The organism is Pseudomonas akapageensis, from assembly GCF_011355085.1.
GTDB lineage: Bacteria > Pseudomonadota > Gammaproteobacteria > Pseudomonadales > Pseudomonadaceae > Aquipseudomonas > Aquipseudomonas akapageensis.
This window is the reverse complement of record NZ_VXCP01000039.1, coordinates 20,977-35,277: the sequence shown is the minus strand read 5'-3', so window position 1 is coordinate 35,277 and position 14,301 is coordinate 20,977. Positions and strand designations below refer to the sequence as shown.

At 63.2% G+C, this 14,301-nt stretch carries 10 protein-coding genes; 4 read left to right on the top strand and 6 right to left on the bottom strand.

Going from position 1 to position 14,301, the window contains the following annotated elements; genetic code table 11:
• The first annotated feature begins 176 nt into the window (after nucleotides 1-176).
• The 3 genes from F2S13_RS23000 to F2S13_RS22990 are packed head-to-tail and all read left to right on the top strand — an operon-like array spanning nucleotide 177 to nucleotide 3,484.
• Nucleotides 177-2,330 (top strand): FUSC family protein, encoded by a 2,154-nt coding sequence (locus tag F2S13_RS23000; RefSeq protein ID WP_166365147.1) that lies wholly within the window; start codon nucleotides 177-179, stop codon nucleotides 2,328-2,330.
• Nucleotides 2,320-2,526, top strand: coding sequence for a DUF1656 domain-containing protein (locus F2S13_RS22995; RefSeq protein WP_166365145.1), 207 nt, complete (start codon nucleotides 2,320-2,322; stop codon nucleotides 2,524-2,526). The genes F2S13_RS23000 and F2S13_RS22995 overlap by 11 nt, the downstream gene beginning before the upstream one ends.
• Before the next feature lies 1 nt (nucleotide 2,527).
• Nucleotides 2,528-3,484, top strand: coding sequence for an HlyD family secretion protein (locus F2S13_RS22990; protein WP_166365143.1), 957 nt, complete (start codon nucleotides 2,528-2,530; stop codon nucleotides 3,482-3,484).
• Here F2S13_RS22990 and F2S13_RS22985 read toward each other — a convergent pair.
• From F2S13_RS22985 to wecB, 5 genes are read right to left on the bottom strand one after another with little or no spacing between them, the layout of a single operon-like run.
• The gene (locus tag F2S13_RS22985; protein ID WP_166365141.1) at nucleotides 3,431-4,558 is read right to left on the bottom strand and encodes a GGDEF domain-containing protein; all 1,128 of its coding nucleotides are present in this window, start codon (nucleotides 4,556-4,558) and stop codon (nucleotides 3,431-3,433) included. The two genes, F2S13_RS22990 and F2S13_RS22985, sit on opposite strands and share 54 nt — an antisense overlap.
• 39 nt (nucleotides 4,559-4,597) lie before the next feature.
• Nucleotides 4,598-5,455, bottom strand: coding sequence for a DUF4434 family protein (locus F2S13_RS22980; RefSeq protein WP_166365139.1), 858 nt, complete (start codon nucleotides 5,453-5,455; stop codon nucleotides 4,598-4,600).
• Nucleotides 5,455-8,625 (bottom strand): NfrA family protein, encoded by a 3,171-nt coding sequence (locus F2S13_RS22975; RefSeq protein WP_166365137.1) that lies wholly within the window; start codon nucleotides 8,623-8,625, stop codon nucleotides 5,455-5,457. Before F2S13_RS22975 ends, F2S13_RS22980 begins: the two co-directional genes overlap by 1 nt.
• Nucleotides 8,622-10,796 carry a cyclic di-3',5'-guanylate-activated glycosyltransferase NfrB gene (gene nfrB, locus F2S13_RS22970; protein WP_166365135.1) on the bottom strand — a complete coding sequence of 725 codons (2,175 nt, stop codon included), beginning with the start codon at nucleotides 10,794-10,796 and terminating at the stop codon, nucleotides 8,622-8,624. Before nfrB ends, F2S13_RS22975 begins: the two co-directional genes overlap by 4 nt.
• Nucleotides 10,793-11,956 (bottom strand): non-hydrolyzing UDP-N-acetylglucosamine 2-epimerase, encoded by a 1,164-nt coding sequence (gene wecB, locus F2S13_RS22965; protein ID WP_166365133.1) that lies wholly within the window; start codon nucleotides 11,954-11,956, stop codon nucleotides 10,793-10,795. Before wecB ends, nfrB begins: the two co-directional genes overlap by 4 nt.
• Before the next feature lie 248 nt (nucleotides 11,957-12,204).
• Here wecB and F2S13_RS22960 point away from each other — a divergent pair, with 248 nt between their 5' ends.
• Nucleotides 12,205-13,332 carry a M14 family metallopeptidase gene (locus tag F2S13_RS22960; protein WP_166365131.1) on the top strand — a complete coding sequence of 376 codons (1,128 nt, stop codon included), beginning with the start codon at nucleotides 12,205-12,207 and terminating at the stop codon, nucleotides 13,330-13,332.
• On the opposite strand, the gene F2S13_RS22955 is transcribed toward F2S13_RS22960, so the two are convergent.
• A complete protein-coding gene (locus tag F2S13_RS22955) occupies nucleotides 13,329-14,219 on the bottom strand; it encodes a LysR substrate-binding domain-containing protein (protein WP_166365129.1) in 891 nt (296 codons plus the stop codon). The genes F2S13_RS22960 and F2S13_RS22955 overlap by 4 nt on opposite strands.
• Nucleotides 14,220-14,301 lie beyond the last annotated feature (82 nt).

The window sequence follows — 14,301 nt, the reverse complement described above, 5'->3', positions numbered from 1 at the left end:
TATTAGACCATACCCTTATGCTCGTTCCCACGCTCTGCGTGGGAATGCCTCTAGCGACGCATTGCGTCGCTTCGACGCTGGAGCGTCTAACACAGCATTCCCACGCAGAGCGTGGGAACGAGGGTGCCAGCAACTGCTACAGTTTTCACGAGAGCCTCTCCCAACCGCGGCCCACCATGCAACCTCTGATCCTTCTGTTGCGCACCGCCCTGGCACCTGACCGGCATGTGCTGCTGTTCGTGCTGCGAACGGTTGTCGCTGCGCTGTTGACGCTCTACCTGGCGTTCATTTTCGACCTCGACCAACCCAAGTGGTCATTGATGACTGTGATCATCGTCAGCGTCCCGCTGGCCGGCATGACCTTGCAACGCAGTTTCGGCCAGGTGATCGGGACGGTTGTCGGTGCCGTGGTTGCGGTAGTGATCACTGCCATATTCGCGCAGGCACCCCTGCCGTTTCTGCTGACCCTGGCGCTCTGGCTCGGCCTGTGCACCGCTGGCGGTACGTTATTGCGCTACACCGACTCCCAGGCCAGTGTGCTCAGTGGTTTCACGGCTGTCGTCGTCGCCATGCTGGCGGTGACCGAACAGGAAAATACCCTGATGCTGGCCATCACCCGGGTCACCGAGACATTGCTGGCGGTGGCGTGTGTGGCCCTGGTGAGCCTGTTGAGCGCACGACCCCAGGACGTGGCCAGGGGCTACTTCGCCAAGATCGACAGCCTGGTCAAGCTTATTGCCTTGCATGCGGCGGCGGTAATCCGTGGCGATGAGGACGAAGTGCAGTTCCAGCAACGGCAATTGCAGCTGCTCAGCGAAAGCAACGCGTTGGAAGGTTTGCGCCGCCATCTGTATTTCGATGCGCCGCGCCTGCGAGAAACCAACGATCTGGTGCAACTGTTGGGCAATCAGCTGGTGTTGATGGGCTCGCGGCTGATGATCCTGCATCGTCAGCGCCGGCTGCTTGCCGAGCGCTGGCAGGGCGCCTTGCCGGTGTCGATCGCGAGCCTGCGTGAGGACGAACTGGTGTTGCTCGATGAGTTGTCGCGCACCGGGCGCTCGATTTCCGCCCCACGACGCCAGCAGCTGCGATTGCTGAGCCGTCGTTTCGAAGCCGCCGCCGAGTACGCGCAACAGATAGAAGAGCAACTGCCGTCGGCCTTGCGCTCGTTGGCATGGGCCCTGCGCTCGGAGCAGGCGAGCCTGCTGCGGCAACTGGACGACATGCTCGAACTCGACGATGCGATTCAGGAGGGTCGTCGGGCCAGTTGCGCCTATGCCCAGGGGCAAGCCTCGGCGCTGTTTCTCGATTACCCCTTGGCTGCCATGAATGGCATCCGGGCGTTTCTGGCATTGCTGTTCGCCGGCGGCATCTGGATCCAGACCGGTTGGGATGGCGTGCGGGCCGGCATGATCCTGGTGGCGGTGCTGTGTTCGTTGATGGCGTCCTTCCCGCGCCCGCTGGCGGCCTGCCAGAACTATGCCCGTGGTTTCGCCCTGGCAGTGCTGGTCTCGGCGCTCTACGAGTTCTGGCTGATTCCCTCGGTGGGCGATTTCGAGATGTTGCTGCTGCTGTTGCTGCCATTGTTGTACCTGGTTTCAGTGGCCCTGGTCTCGCCCATGACCGCCGGCATCGGCATGGGCCTGGGCTTGTCGACCCTGTTGATGGTCGGCCCGCAGAATGTCGGTATCTGGCAGAACTCGGCGATTCAATGGTTTGAATTTGCCGGCGGTTATATCGGTTCGGTGGTGCTGTCGTTGCTGGTCTTTGCCGTGGTGTTTCCCTTCAACGCGGCGCAACGGATGCAGCGTCTGTACGAACGGGCTCGCGCCGATGTGCGTGGGTTGATCGGCTCGCCCGCTTCGGACGCGGTGCAGTACGCCTTCGAAAGTCGCATGAGCGACCGGCTCAATACCATGCAGGGCTTGTTGCCGCCGGCTCCCGATCGGTTGTCGCGGGCCCGCTTCGATTCGACCCTGTCGGCCCTGTCGTTGGGTGTGGCCCTGAGCCGGCTCAAAGGCCAGATGGCCAACAACCCCTTGCTGCCGGCACAGCTGGGCGAGCGCCTGACCCAGGCACTGGAGCAGATCGTGACGGTGTTGGACAACCGCCCCGCAGGCGCGCTGCCTGCCCAATTGTTGCAGATCGCCGATGAACTGCAGACCCTGCACGAAGCCCACCTTGGTGAGCATCAAGGCGCGCTCTGGAAACTGTTCGAACTGCGCGTATCCCTGATCATCGCAGCGGCCCTGCTCGAACGCGACCTGGAATGGCAAGGGGCGCAGCGCAAGGACAACGCCGGTGCGGGGGTATCGTTCGATGCCCATTGATTTCGAGATCGGCGGTGTCTACCTGCCGCCACTGGCCCAGGCCCTGTTGCTGGCACTGCCGGTGTTTTTGCTGTTGAGCTGGAGTTTGCGGCGTCTGGGCATCATGCGCCTGGTCTGGCACCCGGCCTTGTTCGAAGGGGCACTGTACGCTGGATTGTGCTCGGCCCTGGTGTTGGCCATGGGCGCCTGGAGCTGATATGACCGAATGGAAGAAAGTCTCGGCGCAACTGGTTACCCTGGGGGTAGTGTTCCTGGCCCTGGTGTTGGGCTGGTACGCCTGGGAGTATTACACGCGCTCACCCTGGACCCGCGATGCGCGCGTGCGAGCCGATGTCGTCACACTGTCAGCCGATGTCTCGGGCCGGATCGTCAAGCTGCTGGTGCACGACAACCAGCACGTGGAAAAGGGCGATCTGCTGCTCGAGATCGACCCGGAACGCTACGAGTTGGCGGTACTCCGTGCCCGCCGCGCGGTCGAGGTTTCACGCGCCAGCCTTGGCCAGTCGCAGGCTGCGATCGTGGAGGTTCAGGCGCAATTGCACCAACGACGCAGCGAGGAAAGTCGGCGTAGCCAGCTCAGGCAAAAATCCGCGATTTCCAACGAAGAATGGGAGAAGGCCCACACCGACGTTGCCGTCGCCGAGGCGCAGCTGTTGCGTGAACAGGCCAACCTGGGGCTGGCCCAGGCCAATGTGCAGTTGGCGGAGGCGGCGTTGACTCAGTCCGAACTGGACCTGCAGCGCACGCAAGTGCACTCCCAGGTCACCGGCTACGTGACCAATCTGCTCACCCGCCAGGGTGATTACGCCATGGCGGGCAACGCCTTGCTGGCGCTGGTCGACAGCCAGTCGTTCTATGTCAGCGGGTACTTCGAGGAGACCAAGTTGCCGCGTATCCACGAGGGTGACCGGGTCAGGATCCAGCTCATGAGCGGCGAGCGTTTCGAGGGGGTGGTCGAGAGCATCGCCTTCGCCATCAGCGACCGCGAGAACTTGCCCGGCCTGCGCTTGCTGGCCAACATCAACCCGAGCTACACCTGGGTCAAACTGGCCCAGCGGGTGCCGGTGCGGATCCGCGTGGATGCGCAGGTTGCCGAACAGCTACGCCTGCGTGCCGGTACCACGGCGACCGTGACGGTCATCGACGGGGGCTGAACCGGGGTGCAGGGTGTACTTGTCCTTGCCGGTGTGCTTGGAGTCGTACAAGGCGGCGTCAGCCTTGATCAGCGCGCAGGTCAGGGTATCGTCGGCTTCGATGTGAGTCAGGCCGATGCTGATGGTGACCGGGTATTGGGCCGGGTCGCTGCGCACCTCAAGGCACAGGGCCGCGACCCGTCGCTCGGCCTCGGCCTGGGTCAGCCCCCACAGATAGATGGCAAACTCTTCACCGCCCAGGCGGGCGAATTCGAACTCGGGCATCGACGCCTTGATATTGGCGGCAACGCGTTTGAGGACGATATCGCCGACATCGTGGCCGAACTGATCGTTGACCTTCTTGAAGTTGTCGATATCGACCATGGCCAGGTAGTGATCCCGTGCGTCGACCGCCTTTTTGATCTGCCCCTGGGCCTTGGTCATGAACGAACGCCGATTGGGGATCTCGGTCAGGGTGTCCAGATAGGCCAGCTGCAGCAGCAATCTGGACATCTGGAAGTTCTGCAGTTTGGCCCGGCGTGTGGTGATGTAACTGTAGATGACCAGGCCGCTGACAAAGCTGATGTAGCACAGCGTCATCGAGCCCCGGAGGTCGAACAGGTGGTCGAACTCGTAATAGGGGTTGAGGATGGCCCAGGTCACACCCAGGGTGGTAAAGAACGACCAGCGGCGCAGGGGCATCACTGAAGAGCTGAAGAGAATGGTCGCGGCGCCGATGACCAGCCAGGCGGGGTGCAGATTCGGCAGCACGCCTGTCATCACCAGGCGAATGGACAGGGCCATGATCGCTGCGAAGACGATGTTGAGCACCTGGAAATGCTGCGCCTTGCGAATGAACACCAGTGCAAGTACGTGCAGTAGCATTGCGCTGATGATCAGCACCGACTTGTAGGTAAAGCCCTGTCCACCCTGGAAGCTCAAGATCAGGTCGAACATCACCCAGATGGCGACACTGGCGCAGTACACCAGCAGGCTGTAGGTGCGCAGGCGCTCGAAGTCGTACTGCCAGAACTCCGCGCGCAAGGCGGGCGGGGTGGTGTCTTTGAGAAGTTGCGCTTCAATGGTCTTGAACATGGAATGCCTTGCCGGGGTTCTTGACTTTATATTCGGAGATTACGGCGCCTTGTGCTGGCTTGCCAGCAACGAGCGTCCCCAGGGCCGGTAGCGCAGTTCGAAAACAGCCGTGGGGTGGCAGCCGCTGCCGATCGAGGCAGGTTTGGCCGGTTCTGCGCGAAACGGTTGGTCCGGTTTGCTGGTTTGCCGGAACGCTTCATGCACGATGCCAATGGTGCAGGGCAGGGCGGCGGCGTACCCTTCACGCACCAGGGCCGGCAGGCGCCCGGTACCGACACCGTCCTGCCACCAGACCTGGATCTTCAGGGCGGCCAGCTGTGCCAGCCATTGGGCCTGTACGGATGGCGACAGCTTGCCGACGCTGAAGGCGCTGATATGCAAGGGCGCATCGAGCTTTGCGCTGAACGCCTGGAGTTGACGTTGCAATTGCTCGCGACGCCCGCCATCGAGGAAGTGGAAATCATCCAGCTCCATGGGCAGGTACCAGCCTTCCACCGGCAGGTTCCAGTGTTGGCGCACCTGCCGCTGCTGAGCCAGCGACTGCCCCAGCTGCGCGGCCCAATAGTTGGCGAGACCAGCGCTGTCGAGCTGGTTGATGCGCTGATAGTAGGCCGCGTCCATGGCCAGGCCGACTACCAGTTTCAGGCCTTGCCCATGGGCCTGGCGCAAGCTGTTGGCCAGCCAGCCATCGGCACCGCCGAAGCCCTGGTCGCCGTAAGCCGTCCATTGCACGATCAGGGTATGCGCGCCCTGCTTGACGCTGTCATGCCAGATCTGTCGCCATTGCGCAGGGCTCAGCTGTGCATCGCTGTTGAGTGGCTGGTAGAAGATCCGTTCATCGGCGTGGGCCGATTGCACGGTCGCGAGCATCAGGCAGGCCAGCAAAAGGGCACGCATCAGAAATCCAGCTCCACGCCGAGCAATACGCCGTTGGCGCGTTCATACAGATTGCCGCCGAGCGCTTGCTGATATTCGGTGCGCACTGTCAGATGGCCGCGGTAGGCGTTGTAGCGGTCGCCATTGAACCACCATTGCCAACGGGCGCCGACCCCGGCGCGCAGGTCCTGGCGCCAGTCGTTGTCCGGGTCCTGGCTGGCGAATTCGGCAAAGCCGTAGGGCATCAGGGTCTGGGGTGAGTTGACCGGCAGTTTCCAGGCGTGCCCCTGCTGGTAGCGCGACAACCAGGCATGGTCGCCGGCGCGGGTCCACCAGGCGGCGTCGAGGTAGAGGAAGCGTTCGTTCCAGTCGTTTTCATCGATGCGCCAGTCATTGCGATACTCGCCCTGGTCGAAATACGAGGCGGTGGCACGCAGCAACAGGTCATTGCTGCTGTCGCCGTGATTGATCAGGTCGTCATAGCCGTCCTGGACCTTGTTCGGGTTGAGCGTTTCACCCAGGCTCAGGCTGTCATAGTCCTCGTCGCTGAGTTGGATCTGCCGATAAAACTCGCTGTAGAGGTTCAGGTTCGAATCACCGAACGGCTTGTAACGCAGGCCCACGCCGGTGCCGAGGAACTGGCCGTATTCGTAGCGCCCCTGACCGCCCAGCAGGGCGCGGGCATAGACTGACAAGGTGCTGCCGTTGCGGCTCGGTTCATCGCCCAATGCATGATCCCACATGGCGATCTGGACGTTTTGCGAGGTCGCCCGGCGTTCTTGCGTGCCATTCTGTTGCGAATCTGTGTTGAGAAAGTTGTCGTTGGTCGAGACGCCGGCCGGCGACCAGGTGCTGGCCAGGGTCCGACTGTCACGCCGCGAGAGGGTTTCGTGGGCGCGGCGCTGGCGATACTTGCGGGCTTCAAGGCTGCCGTATTCGTCGTCGCCATTCACCACCGTTTCTTCCACGTCGAGGACGCGGCGCAGCTCCTCGCGGGCTGCGGCGCTGTCCTCGGCTTCGGCGTAGCGCCAGGCCAGGGTTTCGCCCAGGCGGTAGTCCTCGGGGAAGGCTGCGGTGGCCTGTTGCAGGTAGGGAATCGATTGGCGACGTACCTCAGGGGTGTCGGCGCCGGCCAGGCGCATGCCGTAGTCGGCGCGGTAGCGCGGTTGGGCGGGATCCAGGCGCACGGCTTCGGCAAGCCAGGCGGTGCTCTGGGCCGTGTCGCCCGCTTGCTGGGCGGTCACCGAGGCCGCGTAGTAGTGGTCGGCCCGTGGCTGGTGTTGCAGGGCCTGGCGTTGGCGTTCAAGGGCCAGCCCCGGGTTGTTCTGCTGCTGGGCGATGGCGGCGCCCAGGGCCCAGTCATCGGCACTGGTGTGGGGGACTTTCTCCCAGTGCTGCTCGGCCCGGGCCGGGTCATGGGCATTCAGGGCGCTGCGGGCGGCGGTCAGGCGGGCGTTGTCGGTCCACTCGGCGGGGCTCAGGGTGTTCCAGATGCCCTGGGCGGCGACCGGGTCGCCGGCGGCGTCCAGGGCATAAGCCAGGGGTATCCGGCTGCCGCGATCGCCGAGGCGTTCGGCCGCCTGGTAGTAGGTCACGGCTTGACCAGGGTTGTCGGGCATCGAGCAGCGCCCCAGGGCACGCAGTTGCCCGACTTCGGTCGGTTGCGGGCCGATGGCCTGGCGCACGGCATCGCAATGTCCGGTTTCGGCGAGGCGCCCGAGCAGTTGGGCACGGTTTGCCGGGTCGACACGGTTGACCAGTGCGCTCATGCGCTGTACATCGATCGGGCTGTCTGCCTGGGTGTACATGCCGGCAAGGCGCTGCAGCAATGCCGGCGGAAGGCGCCCCTGGTGGCGGTCGTACGCCTGTTCGAGCAACTGCCTGGTGTGTGCCCGCTCGCCGTTTTTCAGGTTCAGGTAAGTCGCCTGGTCGAGTGAGGCCAGACTGCCGCTCTGGCGATAATGGCGTTCCCAAAGCTCGGCCGCCTCGCGTGTGCGGCCGCCTGCCTGCAACAGTTCGGCGCGTCTTTTGAGCACGTCCGGGGTCTGTGGTTGCTGCGCAAGGAATGCCAGGACCTGTTTCGAGTTGCCCTGTTGCTGCAGGGCATCGAGCAGCTGTTCGCGGCGGGCCGTGTCCCAGGGCTCGGGCAATCGCTGGGTTTGCAGCAGATCGTTGGCTTGCAGGCGCTGGGCCAGGATCAGCCAGGTTTTCGGGTCGTCGCTGGCGCGGCAACCGTGCAACCGCTCCAGGGCGGCTTGCGGGTCACGTCGCGATAGCCAGTCCACGGTTTCAAGACACGGTCGTTGCAGATCAGCGCTGAGTTGTTCAACCAGCCTGGTGTCGTTGGTTTCCCGGGCGAGCTCCCAGAGCTGTTGGCGTTGTTCGGGGCGGGCAAGGTCTTCGGCCGGCAGCGTTTGCAGCCAGCGCTGGGCCTGTTCGGCGTGGCCCAGGGCAATCGCGCGATCGGCCATTGCCAGGCGCGCCTTGCGTGCCGCCGCAGGTGTTGGAGCGTGCTGCAGCAGGGCCTGCAAGGGTTTCTCGTCCAGCTTCTGGATGTAGGCGTTGGCCAATCGCTCCCAGTCCTTGGGTGGCAGTTCACCGCGTGCTGCCAATGGCGCCAGCTCTTCAATGGTGGTGTCCCAGTCGCGCAATTGCTCGGCCCAGTTGGCCCGGGCCAGGCGCAGGACGTTTTCATCGCCCTTGGGTTGTACCTCGTTGAGCCAGTCCAGGGCCCGTTTCGCGCCACCGAACCTGGCGAGGCTCAAGCTGTAGGCCTGCCACAAGCGTACACGCTGGCTGCCATTGCTCTGGGCCAGCCATTCCTGTACCTGAGAGGGACCGGGTGGGTCCTGGGCGATCCAGGTCAGGCGCAGGTTGAGCAGGGCATCGCCGTAGTCTCCGCTGTTTCCCAAGGGTTCGGCGGCCTGCATTGCATCGCGGTAACGTCGTTGTTTGGCCAGGGCCTGGACCAGCAGTACGCGTGCCTCTTCGTTTTTTGGGACCAGTTCGAGCAGGTGCCGGGTCAGGCGCTCGACCTCTGCCCAGTTCTGTTTCTTCGCCTCGCGGTAGCTGCGGTCCAGGTAGGGATAGCTGCGAAAACGCTCGAAGTCGCTGAGGTTTTCGGCCTGCAATGCGCTGCTGCACAGGGAAAGCAGGAGGCTGCCGAGGATCAGTGCCGGGCCTTTGTTCATGCCACCTCCCGCACGATGCGAAAGGCCGCCTGCTGTTCTTCGGCCTGATCGCGCAGGGTGTCCTGCAGGATCTGCGCGGTGATCATGCCCCGTTCGATCAGATGTTCGCCGAGTGACATCCGGTCGGCGTTGTAATCGATCAAGGCCTGATTGAACAGGCTGGTGGGGACCAGGCCGCGTGCCTGCAGCAGGCTGCCCAGCAGGACTTGATGGTGACTGACCCGTTCGATCAGGCCGGCATCGTCCTGATGGGCTTCCAATACTTCCAGCATATGCCGGGTATCTTCATTTTGCCGGGGGCCGGGGTACCAGTAGCGCAGACCCAGGGTAACCCGGCCCTGGGGCGCCAGGCGGCACCGCACCGGGCGCTTGAGCTGGCGGCTGATTGCGCCGAGCGAGACCTGGCTGACCGGGCCCTCGCAGGCCAGCACCAGGGTCTGGTCCTCCTCGGCAACCGGCAGCACCGCATAGTGCAGGGCCAGGCGCCGTGGCATCTTCTCGATCAGTTGCCGGTCCAGGGAGAAGGGGTTGAGCGGTGCCCATTCCATCTCCAGTTGTTCGGCCAGGACCTTCACCAGGTGCAGGCTGTCGATCATTCCGAGCTGCAGCAGCTTGACGCCCAGGGGACGATGGATCGGATGGGTGATGGCTGCCTGCAGTTGCTCTTCGGTGATCAGGCCCTTGGCGATCAGGCGGTGCCCCAGCGGCGTACGCATGGGGGTGGTGAGGGCAGGGAATTCGTGGGTGGTCTTGTCCCAGGCAACCCGGCGCGAGTCGCCCATTTCCATGACCTGGCGCAGGGCCCGCAGGTTGGCGAAGAAGTTGACGAAGTTGCTCCACATCATCCGCGGCGCCGAGAGCAGGCCTTCGACGATGCCGTAGTAGCGCGTCACGAAGTAGCCGCGCTGAAACAATCGATTGAGCAGCAAAAAGCCGTTGAGCCAGAGCAGGGTCGACAACAGCACGCTGTCGGACAGGATCGAAGGGAAGTGCCAGGCACTGGGGGAGATGACCGTGACCAGCCACATGGCCACCAGCACCAGGAACAACAGGTTGACCAGGAAACTCAGCAGGTAGGCGATCAACCCGCGGCGGTCGCGCCAGAGGAAGTAATTGAGCAGCCCCTTGGGACTCCAGCCCAGGTTGGTGGTGCCCTGGAAGACGATGCCGACGATCCAGCGCGATTTCTGCCGGATGGCGGTCTTCCACTCACGGGGGAAGTGCTCGCGCACGCAGATGACCTGGGAGAATTCCTTGCTCATGCCCCATGACCAGTCGCGCTTGAGGGCAAGCGCCGGGTCGGTGATCGAGTAACGGGCAAAAATGCATTTCATGCCTTTTTGCTTGAGGCGAAAACCGATGTCGTAATCTTCGGTCAGGCTTTGCACGTCGAAGGCAATGCCGTCGCCGTCCTCGAGCAGCGCACTGATGGCCCGGCGGCTGAAGCAGGTCCCGACGCCGGCACTGGGGACCTGCCCGGTCAGCGCTTCGCGGACGATGACGTCCTTGCCATGGTTTTCCGCGAACTCGTCCACATAGTGCCCGGCGGTGAAGCCGCGCCACTCGGGGGCGAAGGGGTAGACCGGAATCTGGATCAGGTCCTTGGCCGGCACCAGGTAGTTGAACAGGCGCAGTTCCATGGGCGAGATGACGTCTTCGGCGTCATGCAGGATGAAACCGGCGAACTCGATCTTTGCATTGCTCTCGAAACGCAGGATCGCGTCGATCACGTTGTTCAGGCAGTCGGCCTTGCTGGTCGGGCCGGGGCGGGCACAGACCACCTTGTGCACGTTGGGGTAGTGCTGGCAGACCGCGTCCACGTCGGCCTGGGTTTCCGGGTCGTTGGGGTAGGTGCCGACGAAGATCTGGTAGTTCTCGTAATCGAGGGTCGAGGCCGCCAGGCGGGCCATTTCACCCACGACCCCGACCTCGTTCCACGCCGGGACCATGATCGCAAGGGGTTTTTCCTTGGCTTCAAAAAGGCGTTTTTCGTCGGCGCGCTCGTACTTGTCATAGATGCGAAAGCGCCGTATCAGCTTGCGCCCCCAATACACCAGGTCAATGAACAAGTCATCCAGGCCGAGCAGGAACATCAGGCTGGCGAGCACGATCGCCAGCAATTTGAGGCCGAACAGCACATACGTGAGGAGGTCGACGAAACCCAGATTCATACATCTTCACGCTGTTTATTTTCGGTGAGCCAGGTATTCAGGCGCTCGGCAATTTTCTCGCTGGCGTGGCCGTCGCCATAAGGGGTGAAGACGCGGCTCATGTACTTGTAGGTCTCCGGGTCGTCGAGTAATAGGCTGGTTTCCTTGACGATGCGCTCGGTCTGGGTGCCGACCAGCTTGACCGTGCCGCCTTCGAGTGCCGACGGGCGTTCGGTGACCTTGCGCAACACCAGCAGGGGCTTGCCAAGCGCCGGTGCTTCTTCCTGGATGCCGCCCGAATCGGTCAGGATCAGGTAGGCGCGGTCCATCAGCCAGACGAAATGCTGATAATCCTGGGGCGCGATCAGGTGGATGTTGTCCTTGTTCGACAGCAGGGGGTACACGGCCTTCTGCACTTGCGGGTTGAGATGCACCGGGTAGACGAACTGCACATCGGGATAACGCAGGGCCAATTCGGCAAGGGCCACGCAGATGCGTTCGAAGCCAGGGCCGAAGTTCTCCCGGCGGTGCCCGGTGATCAGGACCAGGCGTTGTTTGGCGTGCTGCTTGTCGAACAGTGGCGCCAGGGGGGAGTCCGGTGCCGGGTGCCACTGGCTCTTGTGCAGGTACTCACGCATCCACAACAGTGCATCGATCACTGTATTGCCGGTGACTTCCATGTTTTCCAGCGGCACGCCTTCGCGCAGCAGGTTGTCTCGGGCCTTGTTGGTTGGGGGGAAGTGCAGGTCGGCGATGACACCGGTCAGGCGTCGATTGGCCTCTTCAGGCCAGGGCGCTTTCAGGTTGCCAGTGCGCAGGCCGGCTTCGACGTGGGCGACCGGAATCTGCCGATAGAAGGCGGCGAGGGCAGCGATGAAGCTGGTGGTGGTGTCGCCGTGCACCAGGACGATGTCAGGCTGATTGCGGTCGTAGCTGTCGTCCAGCTGGCCCAGCATTTGTTCCGACAGGCTGTTGAGGGTTTGTCCCTGGGTCATGACCTGCAGGTCTTCATCGACACTCAGGCCGAAAGCGGTCAGCACTTGCTCGAGCATTTCCCGGTGTTGGCCGGTGGAGCAGATCACCAGGTCGATTTCCGGCCACTCCCGCAGTACGCGAGCCAGGGGGGCCATCTTGATAGCTTCAGGACGTGTGCCGAAGACCATCATGACTTTGAAAGGCATCGTCTTCTCCTCATATCCATACAGGAGCTGTCGCGAGGTTGCCAAGCCGCGGATCGGTAGCGCATCCTTGCCGCCGTGGTCACGGTCCTGGTTACATTCCTTAGATTTTCTCGCGCCATTCCTACCTATGTTGGAATTAGATCAAAGCAGCAGAACCCCGTGTTGTCCACGTCGAGGCCCACAACTTTGACGCCGGTCAACCTTGAATTAGAGCGAGTTGGCTATCCACATTCGCCGGAGAGAGCCCCGTGCAGACTCAGAATCATCCTTTGCTTTCGCCCAGTTGTGGTACCCATCGGCACGTCACCAGTTTTCACTTCGGCACAGCCGCAGCAACGGGCGGGTGGCCAGGTAAAGTCTATATCCAGAGTGGCCTGCATGCCGGCGAAATTCCCGGCATGCTCGTCAGTCACCACCTCAAGGCCATGCTGACCGAAGCCGAGGCCCAGGGGCGCCTGCGCGGCGAAGTGGTGTTGGTGCCACTGTGCAACCCGATCGGCGTTTCCCAGGCACTGTTGCAATACCCCGTCGGGCGATTCGAGTTTTCCAGTGGCGAGAACTTCAACCGCTATTACCTTTCGCCGGATGAAGAGCTTGCCACCCGGGTGGCCGATGAACTGGGCCAGGACGAGGCGCAGAACCGTACGCTGATTCGCCGCGCGCTGGGGGCCTTGCTCGATGAAGTGCAACCCCAGAGCGAGCTGGCATCCTTGCGCCTGGTCTTGCAGAAAATGTCCTGTGACGCGGACCTGGTGATCGACCTGCACAGCGAGTCCGAAGGGCTGTTGCACGTCTACGCCGCCCGGGGGCAATGGGAGCGTGTCGAAGCGCTGGCGCGCTACCTGCACTGTCCGGTGTCGCTGTTGGCCGACTATTACGGCGACACGCCGTTCGATGAAGCGGTGTTCATGCCCTGGCAGAACCTGCGCAGGCGTTTCCCCGACAAGCCGATCCCTTATGACAGCGTCTCGGTGACCGTCGAATTGCGCGGGGAGCAGGATGTCAGCCACCAACAGGCGATTGCCGATGCGACGGCGATCTTCGACTATCTGGTGCATCAGGGCCTGATCAGCGGCACGGCGGCACCGCTGCCGCAGCTGCCGTATCCGACCACGCCCCTGGAAGGGTCGCAGACGCTGATCGCCAGCGTCGCCGGGGTTCTGGCCAAGCTGTTGCCGGTAGGGACCATGGTGGCTGAAGGCGATCAGATTGCCGAGATCGTCGACCCGGTGACAGGGCATTGCGAACCGGTCTACAGCCCGGCGGCCGGCCTTTTGTATGCCCGCAGCCTGTACCGGTTCGTCAAGCGCGGGGACACGATTGCCAAGGTCGCGGGCAGCCAGGCCAGCAAGAAGGCACGGCTGTTGGACGCCTAGGCCTGACTCGGGATTTCCTCGTCCAGCCAGGCGAGGAACTCCCGAATCGGCGACAGCCGCTCGCGCCCCGGGACGCAGACCGCCTGGTAATGGGCCGCCGGCATCTGGATGTCCGGACGGTAGGGGCGCAGCAGGCCCCGGGCGACGCTGTCGGCGACCAATACATTGCTGGCCAGGACCAGTCCATGGCCGGCGATGGCGGCCTGCAGCGCATAGTGCTCGTCGTCGTATTCACGCAGCCGTGCCCGGTCGAGCCAGTCCTCGTGGCCGGCCAGGGCGCACCAGCGCGGCCAGTCGACGGCAGCGGTGGTGGTCGAATGCCAGGGCACGTTGATCAATGCAAGGCCGATACCATCGGCGGGCGGGCTCCAGCCGGGCGGTGCGAAGGCGGCGAAACGCTCGGGCAGCAGGTCGCGCTGGTAGAGCGTCGGATCGGGCTTGAACACGGCACGCAGGGCCAGGTCGACCGAACTGTCGCGCAGCAGGTCGATCAGGCCATTGCTGGTCTCCACGCGTACATGAAATTGTGGATGGCGGCGATAGAAGCCGCTCAATCGGGGGATCAGCCAGAGGCTGGCAAATGCCGGCGTGGTGGTGAGCGTCAGGCTGCGCTCGTCGCAATCGGGCTTGAAGGCTTCGAGGCTGCGGTGGATCTCGCGCAGCGAGGCGTGAACCTGATGGTAAAGGCGCTCACCGTTCTGGCTGAGCAACACACCCTGGCCCGTGCGCTCGAACAGCAGCACGCCGAGCCACTCTTCGAGGGTCTTGATCTGGTGGGATACCGCCGCCGGCGTGACGGCCAGTTCATCGGCCGCAGCCTTGAAGCCACCCAGGCGGGCGGCGGACTCGAACGCGCGCAGGGCGGTCAGTGGCAGCTTGGCGAACACGGCGTTATTCCATTTGAGCGTGGCTCAATTTATCTCAATTGTGGGGGTGTCTCAATCTGCCTACCTTGGGCTCACAGACCGC

Excerpts from the sequence above, each read along its gene's own strand:
- F2S13_RS23000 (WP_166365147.1), top strand. The coding sequence starts at position 177 with ATGCAACCTCTGATCCTTCTGTTGCGCACCGCCCTGGCACCTGACCGG.
- F2S13_RS22985 (WP_166365141.1), bottom strand. The coding sequence starts at position 4,558 with ATGTTCAAGACCATTGAAGCGCAACTTCTCAAAGACACCACCCCGCCC.
- F2S13_RS22995 (WP_166365145.1), top strand. The coding sequence starts at position 2,320 with ATGCCCATTGATTTCGAGATCGGCGGTGTCTACCTGCCGCCACTGGCC.
- F2S13_RS22990 (WP_166365143.1), top strand. The coding sequence starts at position 2,528 with ATGACCGAATGGAAGAAAGTCTCGGCGCAACTGGTTACCCTGGGGGTA.
- F2S13_RS22975 (WP_166365137.1), bottom strand. The coding sequence starts at position 8,625 with ATGAACAAAGGCCCGGCACTGATCCTCGGCAGCCTCCTGCTTTCCCTG.
- F2S13_RS22980 (WP_166365139.1), bottom strand. The coding sequence starts at position 5,455 with ATGCGTGCCCTTTTGCTGGCCTGCCTGATGCTCGCGACCGTGCAATCG.
- nfrB (WP_166365135.1), bottom strand. The coding sequence starts at position 10,796 with ATGAATCTGGGTTTCGTCGACCTCCTCACGTATGTGCTGTTCGGCCTC.
- wecB (WP_166365133.1), bottom strand. The coding sequence starts at position 11,956 with ATGCCTTTCAAAGTCATGATGGTCTTCGGCACACGTCCTGAAGCTATC.